Genomic DNA, 12,007 nt, shown 5'->3' on the forward strand with positions numbered 1-12,007 from the left:
AGCGAAGCGAGAATGAGCCGTCGCGAAAACGGTGAAGGCGGCATAAAAGCAATGCCCAGTGGGCATTGCGCCGCCGGAACACCAAACAGAAAAACGGCAGCGAGCGAAGCGAGAATGAGCCGTCGCGAAAACGGTGAAGGCGGCATAAAAGCAATGCCCAGTGGGCATTGCGCCGCCGGAACACCAAACAGAAAAACGGCACCGATGTGCCGTTTTAGCCGGAACACCCTAAAAAACCCTCCGTCGCCCGCTACTTGTGCGTGTTAATCCCTCTATGATTGCGTTCCTCGGCGGCGGCTGGTCATTCCTAGTATTCTTGATGGGTATGTGCGCTCAATTGCTGTGGGTGCTGAGAGTTATGCCGGAAACGAAGGACATTTCGCTGGCAGAAATGTCCAATCTACTAAGTGTGGAGTAACAATCATGACAGAAACAAACTCAACGTGTTTGCCGATACTGTGCTTGGGTGAAGCGCTTATTGACGTCATTGAGCGCGCCGGCGAGGTTGAAGAAAAGGTGGGCGGTAGCCCCTTCAATGTGGCGTGCGGTTTGGCCAGTTTGGGACACCACACCACACTCGCTTCCTGGTGGGGAAATGACGCCCGCGGTCACAGCCTCGAAAAGCATTTGCACTCCGCCGGGGTAGACATTGTCGCGGGCAGTGCTAACGCCGAGAAAACGCCGATAGCTAACGCCCATATTGACTCCGCCGGTCGGGCGACCTACGACTTCGAGCTGGATTGGCAAGTGCCGCCGCTGCCGGACGCAACTCAGCTTAGCCACCTGCATACCGGCAGTTTCGCAGCTACGCTCGCACCCGGCGCTTCTGCAGTGATGAGCGCGGTCAAATCGATGGCAATCCGGGGAACCGTCAGCTACGACCCGAATATTCGACCTTCACTGATGGGCAGTCCCGAGGAAGTCCGCCCCCAAATCGAGGAAATCATCAGCCTGGCCGATGTGGTTAAAGCCAGCGATGAGGACATTGCTTGGCTCTATGGAGATGACGTACCCCTCGAGTCCGTACTGCACAAATGGAAAGAGATGGGGCCGGGTCTGATTGTTGCTACCCGCGGACCGTGGGGTTCCTATGCACTTTGCGCCAACGACCGGGATATGTTGGTGGTTGATCCGCTCAATATCGAGGTCGCTGACACCGTGGGTGCCGGGGATTCTTTCATGGCGGGGCTGATTTCCGGGTTACTGGACGATGGACTGCTCGGCTCGGCGCCAGCCAAACAGCGCCTGCGGCAAGCCCGACTGAGTGACGTACAGGCGGCTTTGCACCGCGCCACCATCACTTCGGGACTCACGGTCAGCAAGGTCGGAGCCTACTCCCCCACACGTTCCGAAGTCGCGGAAATTCTCACCGCCGATCCCACGCTTTAAGCCGCGTCACATACGAAAATCCTGGCAACTATCGTAGTTGTCGATGTTACCGCAGGCCTAAAACTAGTCAAGTTGCGCGGCTGCGTCCAACATCCGCTCCACCGGCGGACGGTAGTTGCCGTTCGCGTCACATGTCTCGGCACTGTCTTTCAGGTAAATATCCAGGAATTCCCGCAGGGCACTGCCCACCCCCAGACCGAAAAGCTCGCCGGTTTGCGGGTCAATAGCGCCGTGCGCCCGGCCGGCAAAACTCACCAGCCACATGTCTTCGCCCACCGGTACATCCGGACTGAGTCGGGGCATCTCAAAAGGAAAGTCCAGGTGTTTAGCGCCCGATCGTTGATAAAACGCCCACCGCCGACGCGGGTCGCCGTACTGTTCAGAGGCTACATGCTGGTGAGGATTTTCCACTTCTCCCAGAATCAAGAGAGGGTTGTGGCGCGATTCCCACTGCGAAATAGCCTGGTGAAACAGTTCAGAGCCTACGCCGCGTCCACGAGTCAGGGGGCTGACCGCCAACCAACTAAGCATCGTGATTTCTGCGGTGGCGAGCCAACCTATTGCTGCCCCTAAGGGCCGCGAACCGTCCCACGCGGAGAATACCTGAAGTTCCCCACCCGTTAGCTGCTGAATCAAATCACCGGGATTCCCCAGTTCTTCGGGTCCGAAAGAGACTTCCAGCAGTTCGCGAACCAAGATTTCGGCTTGACCGGGTTTCAAATCATTTTGATACTCAATGTGCACCCTTACACCCTAGCCCAAGCCCAGATTGAACTCTATTTCCAAAACTACACGCGGCCTTATCCCCCCAGAGACACTCGGCGCAGCCGCATTAGCGAGCTTTTCCGCGCAGCATGGCACCGGGAGGAATCGCCCTCTCGCAAGGGAAGGAAAACTCGTGCGCCGGGTGATTGATTTCACTCACTGTTTCCCCCGCTTCGTCGCATATCCCCGCGGGGGGAATCTCGAATAGAATCGGCTCGGTTCCCGGAATCAAGAACTCTACCTGCTGTCCGGGCACAATCTTGTTGCGAGACAGCACCGTCAGGCGCTGCGCCGCAGCGTCGTAATCAACTGCGGTTCCTAACCAGAGCCAATCACTAATATACCCTCCTCGGGTAACACTTTCTGTCGCAGGTGTTTCGGGGTAGAAAAAACCGGTGCCGTATTCTCGGTGGGTTACTTTATACGGTTCCTGCAAGACCCATTCGGGCAGGGCAAAAGCGCCGTCACAAGCCAGTTCGGTCACATTTTCCCTTCCGTCCAGGTAGGTAGTGACCGCGGTTTTATAAGCATTGGTGAGAGCCGCGACGTAATACTCGCCCTTAGCGCGACCTTCGATTTTTAGACTGGTAACCCCGGCGGCAATGACCTCATCAACGTGTGCCAGCATGTTCAAATCCTGAGAATTAAACAGGTAGGTGCCGCCCTCGGTCACTTCAACGGGGAAAAACTCGCCGGGGCGTTTTTCCTCAACCACATGATATTTCCACCGACAGCTTTGGGCACAGTCCCCGTGATTGGCATCCCGTCCCGTGGTGTATTTGGAAATCAAACAGCGCCCCGAAAATGCCATGCACATGGAACCGTGCACGAAAGCCTCAATCTCAAGGTCAACAGGAATCTTGGCGCGCATTTCTCGAATCTCAGGCAAGTTCATCTCGCGAGCCAAAACAACCCGTTTTGCCCCCAGCTCATACAAAGCGGCGGCAGCCTGATAATTCATCACCCCGGCTTGCGTGGAAATATGCAGCTCGGTATGCGGAGCAATCTGTCGCGCTGCCATGAGAATGCCGATATCCGTGACAATGAGCGCATCCACCCCGATTTCCGCCAGCGCCCCCAGGTAAGCATTCATTCCCGCCACCTCAGAGTTACCGGGAATGATATTCACGGTGGCATACACCCGGACATCGCGGGCATGAGCATAGCGAACGCCCTGTTCAAAATCCTCTAACGTAAAGTTTTTCGGAGCGGCTCGCATCCCAAACTCTGCCCCGCCGCAGTACACCGCGTCAGCTCCGAAATCCACCGCAGTTTTCAGCACCCGCAAGTTTCCCGCCGGCGCCAGCACTTCGGGACTGCGCCGCCGGGTAATTTTCGGTAATTCCAAGTTCACGAGCCGAGCCTTTACTCCGATAGAAACTCCACTGAAATGTTCGCCCGGCTGAAGCGGTGTCGCATAACCGCAATCGCTTCCGGATTTTCATCTATCAGCACGAAGCGACGCTCCAGCTTGCCCGCGACCGCCCCGGTCGTGCCGGAACCTGCGAAAAAATCCAAGACCCAATCCCCCGGACGGCTCGAAGCCTGAATAATACGCCGCAAAATCCCTTCGGGCTTTTGCGTAGCGTATCCCGTCTTTTCCTTGCCTGTCGGAGAAACAATAGTGTGCCACCACACGTCAGTCGGGAGCTTTCCCAGCGCGGCCTTCTCCGGAGTCACCAAGCCAGGAGCCATATACGGCTCGCGGTCCACAGACTCAGAATCAAAATAATACCTTTTTTGGTCTTTAACGTAGACGAGGATATTGTCATGTTTGGCAGGCCATTTCCGTTTGGAACGCCCGCCGTAGTCATACGCCCAAATGATTTCATTCAGGAAACAATCCCGCCCAAACAGCGCATCCAACAACACCTTTGCGTAGTGAACCTCCCGATAGTCCAAATGCAGGTATAAAGTCCCGGTAGGGGCCAGCAAACGCCACGCCTCCTCTAAGCGAGGCTCTAAGAGACCCCAATAATCGGTAAAACTATCGTTATAGGACGTCACCTGGCCACGGACGGTTTCATAAGTTTTACCTTGAAACCCCACTCGTGAACCCATTACTGGCTCATCGGTACGCACCGTTTTCAGGGACTGACGCGACTGCACTTTCCCCGTGTTGAACGGAGGATCTATATAAATAAGTTGAAATGACTGGTCCGGCAGCCCCCGTAATATCGGCAGGTTATCCCCCGCCACCACCAGGTTTGCTCCCTCGGCGCTCCAGGAGATTGTAGACATCTGCGTAGCTTTCAAGGCTGCCTATTTCTTTCCCGGATGGACACCCAAAGCGCTCAGCAGTTCGGCAGGCGTCGAGACGACCTGTACAGCCCCGCGCTCCTCGCCGGGCTGAGCCGTATCACCCCAGGTAGCCAGGATTGCCGGAATCCCATTAATCTGAGCGCCCTCGATGTCATAGAACCGGTCCCCCACCATCACGATACGCCGCTTATCCTGCGGCTCACTCAACCCGAACTGCTCCAAAGCTGCAGCAATGACCGCGGGTTTGTCAACCCGGGAAGTACCAGGTATCACACCCGAAACGACTTCAAAGAAATCTTCAATCCCCAGATGCTGGAGAATCTCCAATGACATCTGTTGGTTCTTAGTAGTCGCCACTCCCAGACGGTATCCCCTCACCCGCAGCTTTTCCAACATTTCCCGAATACCGGGATAAAGCGGCACGTCAATAGCGTTGGGCCAATACATTTCGCGGTATCGCGCGACCATAAAAGCCACCCGCTGCTCATCAGCATCCGGTTCCATATCCCGCATGGCATCGGCGAGAGGCGGACCGACATATTTCTTGTAAGCGTCAGGCGGAAGCATCCGGCCGTGCAGCTCCAGATCCAAAGCTGCAAAATACTCGGTAATACGTGACACAGAATCTGTCAGGGTGCCGTCCATATCCAGCAAAACGACTTCGACCCTGCTCAAGTCCACCACGATGCTGCCTCCATCCTCGAGCGTACCCGGAAAACTGCCCGAAAAGACTTATGAAATAATTAAATACGTAACGCCCAGCACCAGGGCCGGGCGTCGCGAATATCGACCTCGTTAGTCTTCGACGGTCAAACGGCCAGTCTGGTAAGCCTTCACCAGGCGACGCGGAACCGCGACTTCCTGACCCTGAACTTTAACGTTATCAAGCTGCGTCAACTTAGCCGTCCAAGCAGAACGACGTGTACGAGTGTTGGCGCGGGACATTTTGCGCTTGGGTACTGCCATTGCCCTGCGCTCCTTTCAATTAGTGATTGTTCACAAGACATACAATGTTAGCAACAACTCGATGATTTTATCAAACTGACCATCGTGAGGTAAAAGTATGACGCAACGCTACGTGACCATAGCTGAGGACGCACCGGGATATTTCGAGCTTGAAATCAAACGGTCGCGTTTCCTGGGAGTGGCACGAAGCGCTGCAGATGAAGTCGCAGCCCGTCAGGTAATCGAAACCGCGCGGAAACAGTATCCCGACGCGCGCCATCATTGCTCCGCTTTTACCTATCTGCCCGCGGGCTGGGAAAACGGGGTTCAACCGGTCCAACATTCCAGCGACGATGGCGAGCCCAGCGGTACTGCCGGACGTCCCATGCTCGATGTGCTGCTGGGCAGCGGATTGCAAAACGCTTGTGTGGTGGTGACACGGTATTTTGGCGGGATAAAGCTGGGAACGGGCGGTTTAGTGCGAGCCTACAGCGAGGCAGCGCAGGGGGCTATCGCGGCTGCGGGAAGGGTGGAAGTCAAGTCCGTTCCCGTGGTGTCCTTCGATGTCGCTGCGAACCGGGCGGCTGCCCTAGAGTCTTGGCTACACTCGCGAAGCTTCAAGCCCCTAAGCGTGACCTGGTCAAACCGGGTCACGTTTGAACTTGCGGTGGAAGGAGGCACCCAGGACGAGCTCGCCGCCGCTCTCGCCGCCCAGCTCGGCGCGCCGGTAACTTTTGGCGACGCGGGAATAAAAGTGGTGCGCTCACGGTTGTAATAGACGGCTCCCTTCAGGGAAACGGACAGAATACTGAGAAAAGGAATCTAAAGGATAAATATGACTTATGCGAACGACGTCACGGCTGCTATCGGCCACACTCCTCTGGTGAAAATTAATCGGGTGCTGCCCGCGGGGACCGGCGCAAATGTGCTGGCAAAAATGGAGTTCATGAACCCCGGTGGCTCGGTGAAAGACCGGCCCGGCTTGGCAATCATTCGCGCTGCCGAAGCCTCGGGAGAGTTGCAGCCAGGCGGCACAATTGTGGAGGCTACCAGCGGTAATACCGGGGTGGCCCTGTGCATGGTGGGGGCTGCGCTGGGGTACCGAGTCGTCATCTCGATGCCGTCCTCCATGAGTGTGGAGCGTCGGCAGCTGATGAAGGCTTACGGGGCGGAGCTGTTGCTGACGGACCCGGCGGGGGGCATGGCGGCTGCGGTTGAAGCTGCGGAGGACTACTTGGCGAACCACCCCGAGGCGGTTTTTGCCGGGCAGTTCGATAATCCTGCCAATCCTGAGATTCACTATCGCACCACCGGTCCCGAAATTTGGGAACAAACCGAGGGACAGGTTGACGCGTTTGTGGCTGGAGTGGGTTCCGGCGGCACGGTTTCCGGGGTCGGGAAGTTCCTCAAGGAACAGAACCCAGAAGTGTGGGTCGTGGCAGTAGAGCCGGCAGAATCGGCATTGCTGTCCACCGGCCAGGCAGGCGCCCACAAGATTCAGGGCATTGGCGCCAACTTTGTGCCGGATAACTACGATAGTGCAACCGTTGACGAAGTCATGACGGTGACCTCGGACGATGCTATTGAGATGGCGCGGAAAGCTGCTACCCAGGAGGGGCTTTTGGTCGGAATCTCCTCCGGGGCGAATTTGGCGGCCGCTGCCGAACTGGCCGCGCGACCTGAGTTTGCTGGCAAGACCGTGGTGACCTTGCTTCCCGACACCGGCGAACGCTACCTGTCCACCGTACTGTTTGCGCACTTGGGCGACTGAGGAACCGCGGCAGTCAGGCAGATCGAACCTACCGGCCTGGTGCAGTTCTGACGAGATAAACCGAACGACCCGACCCGCCAAAACTGGCCCAGGCTGGCCCGGACTGGCTCAAAACGACACGCCCGAAACGAACCTCGGGAACGATAGCCTAGAATAGTTAGCGTCCGGTCGTTAAACCAACCAGAGGAAGTACCCGTCCTGATGACTTTCGTGAAACACACTACCCCGCCACGGCACCTGCCCGCCTATAAACTCGGTGTGCGGGATTTGTTGTTGGAGGACTTGGACACGGCCTTGAAACGCGACCCTGCCGCGCGCGGACGCCTGGAGGTAGCGCTCACGTACCCGGGGGTTCACGCCCTGTGGGCACACCGGCTGTCCAATCGGTTCTGGGTCAATGGTTTTAAAATGATTGCGCGCCTGATTCAGGAATTCGCGCGCCTGATAACGGGGGTGGACATCCACCCGGCCGCGACCATCGGACGCCGCCTCTTTATCGACCACGCCACCGGGGTGGTCATTGGGGAAACCGCGGTGGTTGGCGAGGACTGCTTGATTTTTCACGGGGTGACCCTGGGCGGGCAGTCCATGAATAGGGGCAAACGCCACCCGACCTTGGGCAATGAGGTCATGGTGGGTGCCGGGGCGAAAATCCTGGGCGCCATCAACATCGGAGACGGCGCCAAAATCGGCGCCAACGCCGTGGTCGTTAAGGATGTTCCGCCTGGACGTATCGCCCTGGGAGTGCCGGCAAAACTGCGCAATCCCAAGAAACCGGTCAGTCCCGATATGAACATCGATCCTTCGCTGTTTATCTAGGGGAAAAGAAGCACAAGAAAGCGAAATCCAACCAAGATTAACTTGGGAACATAGTTCTAGCGAGAACCCAAAAGAGAAAAATCCGATTCATCCCCATCCACCCATTGCATTGTTCTAAAGTCAACCTCACTAGCCGAAAACTCATCCGTTAATAGCTAAAAATAATTATTAGAACAGCACACAGTATAGATGTGTAGTGCAATCAGTTTAGTCTGATGCAAAGCTACCGCCTAGCATCAGTACGATACCTTTTGCCTACATAAACTGGGATAAGAAAGAAAACAAAACACCTCAGGTAGGACCACCCGAATCACCGTGTTGTACAGTTTCCCCCTTCAATTCTTATGGCACCTGAGAATGATACGTAGGGATTACTGAAATAGTACGTCGCGTTTTTACTCACCACATAGTTGCCACATTGCACGCCACTGGAGGATCCCGTATAACAAATCCGTTGTCCAACAGGAGGATCATAAACACCCACTACAGGATAGTTTCTTCCACTCCGCGAAGTGATACTCGACGAGTAGCTTCGCCCGTACTGATAAAATGCGCATCGACAGTGGGATACCCAAATGTGTGGGAAACCCGGCCGAGTCTGCGTGTACTGTCATGGCGCTTTGAAGTCCATACTGATTCGCCACCAGAAAAGCAATGCCCCGCAGTAAAAAGACCAGGTGTTCCAGCAGAATTACGCGCGGGGATACCGTTAGTGCAACGCGAGTTTGAGGGATTATAAATTGTTGTGCCTCCATTGAAAGGAGCTGTAGCACCTTCCTTAAAATAAGCCGGAGAGACCTCACCGTCCTCTAAAATTAACGGTAGAGGGGTTTGTGGCAGCTGCCCCAGATTAATTTTTGAGACATCTGTTGTAATAAGGAACGCATCATTCCAAACATCATACTCAGAAGCAGCAGAGATATTATTCTCCTCGACATATTCCCAAATTATTTTGTTTGTGTGGCTTATTTGGTCAAAAGAATACTTAGAAATTCGCATCTCAATAGATTCAGGTGGTACAGAACCCTTTTGAATATGAAATCCAGATTCGCTCAATGCTTCAATACTCTGTTTTGCCTCCAACAACTTAGAATCAGCAGGAATAACCGCCATAGTTCGCCCTGAATTAACGTCATATTGCACTGCATATATTTCATCGGTAGGTACATCCTTGTAATAGTTGTATACCTGTGACGCAGGAGCACTCCATCGATTCTGTGGTAGTGAGTATGAATCAGAGGCATCTGAATCCCTCAAAGTCCCAGCTGGTTCCACTTCGCAATCTACCAAAGTGATTGGAACTGAAGTTTCAACTAATTCCTTATCCAAGGCTCGCAAATCAGCATAAACCTTGATTCTGTCAGTTAGAGGAGCATATTCCCATGCGGAATCAGTGGGAAAATGCATTAACCATGATTCAACAGACGCTAAGGATTGCTCAATCTGGGCTGAAGTGTAACGCGATACCCGCAACTCCGTCTGAACTTCCCGAAGTGGAACGTTGCGCGGATGAATCCCCGTTCTCTCAAAATTTTCCGAGGCATTCCGCGCTGACAGCAGTGGAGAATCCCTAGTTATGGAAGCAATTGTGTGCCCCAGTTCCACGTCATATACGACTTGAAATATTCCGGGCTTGGGGTCAGATGCCGAAGCGGAATCGCTATAGATTTCCCCGTCAGCTACAGAAATCCTCAAGTCCCCGTCAACTTTGAACCCCAATACGCTCTGCGTGAAAGATGATCCTGGAAGGGAATCGTCGATACCAGGTTCCAGTTCTTTTGAAAAAGCCTGCGAGCTTACTCCCAAGACACCAAGAGCCAATGAAGTTACCACCACTACCGGCACTAAAAACACCCGTTTCATAACACCCTCCTTTAAATTTGACACCAACACCGCTTCTATGATATAGAAATATTCCGGATTGTTCAAGGCTTCGACGTACCTTATGTATTTTGAGCGCGAAAATAGATTGTTGGTATGAATGATGGAGTTGTTTCTATGGGTGCTCGTGTTGAGGTTAGGGAAAACCGGGGTTCAATCTGGGATAACACGAACGACCGATTTCGGACACGGTTTCCCGGATTCTGGGTTCGGCTGGAATTTAGTACCGCAGGTTGAGGGCTTTTGAGAATGGTTCGCGCTTAAATTTCGCGTTGAAAACGGTCGTTCGTGCAAGACCCACCCGCAGCGCTCGGAATGAAAGTCACTGCGGCCTGTCAATCACCCCGCCGAAACGGCGGTCCCGGTGCTGGTAGGCCAATAAATCCCGCCACAGGGCCGCCCGCCCGTACTCAGGCCACGGCTCGGGGGCGAAAACGAGCTCCGCATAAGCCGCCTGCCACGGCAAAAAGTTCGAGGTGCGCTGCTCTCCGGAAGTGCGAATGAGCAGGTCAACATCCGGCACATCCGGCAGATACAGTTCCCGAGCGAAAGCGGCCTCGGTGATGCGCTCGGGTTTTAGCGTTCCCACCGCGACTCGCTGGGCCAGTTTCCGAGCCGCGTCCGCGAGTTCCGCTCGCCCCCCGTAATTGAGGCACATAATTAGCTGGGTGCCGGTGTTGCCCTTGGTCAAGGCCTCTGCCGCCCGCAGTTCGGTGAGAACCGATTTCCACAAGCGGCCTTCCCGCCCACTCCACCGCACCCGGACTCCCCAGGCGTTCAGTTCATCGCGTCGATTCCGCAGCACCCGGCGCGAATATCCCATCAGGAACTTCACTTCTGCCGGGCTGCGTTTCCAGTTTTCGGTAGAGAACGCATACACACTCAAGAATTTCACCCCGGCCTCGATAGCTCCCGCAATGGTGTCCATCAGGGCATACTCCCCTGCCTCGTGACCGGCGGTACGGTTCAAACCCCGCGCGTTCGCCCAGCGCCCATTCCCATCCATGATGATTGCCACGTGCGCAGCAGCCGCGCACGCCAATCCCGCCGGTAACTCAGGATTCTCCCGCGGCGGGGTGATACGACGAACCCAGAATTTATCCACGCACTGACCTAGGCTAGTTCCAGCAAGGACAAGGATTTTAGACGGCGCTCCACGTGCCACTGCACGAAAGCCGAGACTAAGGCATGGGCGTCAGCCCGAGCCATCCATCCGCTGTCTTGGGCAGTTCGCCAATCCCCGACAGCCAAAGCCGCCAACAGACGCATCGTCTCAGAATCAACCGGGCGCGCCCCGATAGGCTTGCAGTTTACACACATCGCCCCACCGCCGCTGGGATTAAAGTAAACGTGCGGCCCCCTGGCCCCGCAAGACGCACAATCCCAACAGCTTGCCGCCCAGCCCGCCAACGACATGAGACGCAACAGGTAGGAATCCAGAATCAAAGACGGCTCGTGGCGCCCCGTCGCCAAAGCGTGTAAAGCCCCGACGGTCAGGTGATAGTACCTCTCATTAGTCCAAGAGTCCTCGGTGAGACGTTCCAAGGTTTCTACCATCAGGTTGGCGGCGGTGTAGCGGGAATAATCGTTAGCGAGGCTGCGGCCGTAAGGAGCCAGGATTTCCACTTGTTCGATATGGTGCAGGCCGGACTTGCCCCAGCGAATCTGAATGTCGACCGCTCCAAAAGGCTCCAGTCGCGCTCCCAGGCGCGACATGGTCTTACGTACTCCCCGCCCCACGCAGCGCAAAAGCCCGTGGTTTTCGGTCAGCAGGGTCACGATGCGGTCAGCCTCCCCCAGGTCTTGGGTGCGCAGAATAACGGCCGCATCTCGAAAAGTTCTCATCAAGAATCATTATCACATGGGCAAGCGGAAGAATCCCGTTCCCACTCTTTAGTAACCCGATTCCCCTGGCCCATTGCGTCCTCCGAGTCTGGTTCCGCTCCACCATTCCTTCGTCGAGGACAGATTAGAGCCTGTCATTGTTGTCCTTACGGAAGAACGGTAATCGTGAATCGTTCCGAGGGTCTTTTTTCGGAAGGTCACGAACCAGTGAATAAATCAACAGGATTGCGAAAGCAACTACTAAAGTCCCTCCTCGAAAAAACAGGACATAGAAAGCATCAACAGACAACGCCAGATAAAAGACGATTTGCCATTTATGCATCTGTACAC

13 protein-coding genes are annotated in these 12,007 nt (G+C 55.1%); 4 read left to right on the plus strand and 9 right to left on the minus strand.

Annotated elements, in window-relative coordinates; genetic code table 11:
• Positions 1–227: hypothetical protein (locus SPI05_RS07770; protein ID WP_321077559.1), on the minus strand; the 227-nt coding region annotated here is incomplete at its 3' end.
• Positions 228–423: 196 nt separating this feature from the next.
• On the opposite strand from SPI05_RS07770, the gene SPI05_RS07775 reads away from it, so the two are divergent.
• Entirely contained in the window at positions 424–1,389 is a 966-nt protein-coding gene (locus tag SPI05_RS07775; RefSeq protein WP_321077560.1) for a carbohydrate kinase, read from the plus strand.
• A 63-nt stretch (positions 1,390–1,452) separates the two neighbouring features.
• On the opposite strand, the gene SPI05_RS07780 is transcribed toward SPI05_RS07775, so the two are convergent.
• From SPI05_RS07780 to rpmF, 5 genes are all read right to left on the minus strand, one after another.
• Positions 1,453–2,133, minus strand: coding sequence for a GNAT family N-acetyltransferase (locus SPI05_RS07780; RefSeq protein WP_321077561.1), 681 nt, complete (start codon positions 2,131–2,133; stop codon positions 1,453–1,455).
• A gap of 88 nt (positions 2,134–2,221) precedes the next feature.
• Complete coding sequence (locus tag SPI05_RS07785) at positions 2,222–3,508, minus strand: U32 family peptidase (protein WP_321077562.1); 1,287 nt, start codon at positions 3,506–3,508, stop codon at positions 2,222–2,224.
• 11 nt (positions 3,509–3,519) lie between these two features.
• Positions 3,520–4,395: a DNA-methyltransferase gene (locus tag SPI05_RS07790; protein WP_321077563.1), complete on the minus strand. Its 876-nt coding sequence runs from the start codon at positions 4,393–4,395 to the stop codon at positions 3,520–3,522.
• 21 nt (positions 4,396–4,416) lie between these two features.
• Positions 4,417–5,100, minus strand: a complete 684-nt coding sequence (locus tag SPI05_RS07795) for an HAD-IA family hydrolase (protein WP_321077564.1) — start codon at positions 5,098–5,100, stop codon at positions 4,417–4,419.
• A 111-nt stretch (positions 5,101–5,211) separates the two neighbouring features.
• Complete coding sequence (gene rpmF / locus SPI05_RS07800; protein ID WP_282921415.1) at positions 5,212–5,382, minus strand: 50S ribosomal protein L32; 171 nt, start codon at positions 5,380–5,382, stop codon at positions 5,212–5,214.
• A 97-nt stretch (positions 5,383–5,479) separates the two neighbouring features.
• On the opposite strand from rpmF, the gene SPI05_RS07805 reads away from it, so the two are divergent.
• The 3 genes from SPI05_RS07805 (at position 5,480) to cysE (ending at position 7,951) form a co-directional block, all read left to right on the plus strand.
• Positions 5,480–6,136 (plus strand): YigZ family protein, encoded by a 657-nt coding sequence (locus SPI05_RS07805; RefSeq protein ID WP_321077565.1) that lies wholly within the window; start codon positions 5,480–5,482, stop codon positions 6,134–6,136.
• A 60-nt stretch (positions 6,137–6,196) separates the two neighbouring features.
• Positions 6,197–7,132, plus strand: a complete 936-nt coding sequence (gene cysK / locus SPI05_RS07810; protein WP_321077566.1) for a cysteine synthase A — start codon at positions 6,197–6,199, stop codon at positions 7,130–7,132.
• Between the two features lie 201 nt (positions 7,133–7,333).
• Positions 7,334–7,951, plus strand: a complete 618-nt coding sequence (gene cysE, locus SPI05_RS07815) for a serine O-acetyltransferase (RefSeq protein WP_321077567.1) — start codon at positions 7,334–7,336, stop codon at positions 7,949–7,951.
• 483 nt (positions 7,952–8,434) lie between these two features.
• Here cysE and SPI05_RS07820 read toward each other — a convergent pair whose 3' ends face one another.
• The 3 genes from SPI05_RS07820 to recO all read right to left on the minus strand — a co-directional run bounded on the left by SPI05_RS07820 (position 8,435) and on the right by recO (position 11,677).
• Positions 8,435–9,814 (minus strand): hypothetical protein, encoded by a 1,380-nt coding sequence (locus tag SPI05_RS07820; protein ID WP_321077568.1) that lies wholly within the window; start codon positions 9,812–9,814, stop codon positions 8,435–8,437.
• 340 nt (positions 9,815–10,154) lie between these two features.
• Positions 10,155–10,937, minus strand: coding sequence for a polyprenyl diphosphate synthase (gene uppS, locus SPI05_RS07825; RefSeq protein WP_321077569.1), 783 nt, complete (start codon positions 10,935–10,937; stop codon positions 10,155–10,157).
• An 8-nt stretch (positions 10,938–10,945) separates the two neighbouring features.
• On the minus strand, positions 10,946–11,677 hold the full coding sequence (gene recO, locus SPI05_RS07830; RefSeq protein WP_321077570.1) for a DNA repair protein RecO: 732 nt from the start codon (positions 11,675–11,677) through the stop codon (positions 10,946–10,948).
• Positions 11,678–12,007 lie beyond the last annotated feature (330 nt).

The sequence above is a fragment of the Mobiluncus sp. genome (assembly GCF_034180645.1).
Classification (GTDB): domain Bacteria; phylum Actinomycetota; class Actinomycetes; order Actinomycetales; family Actinomycetaceae; genus Mobiluncus.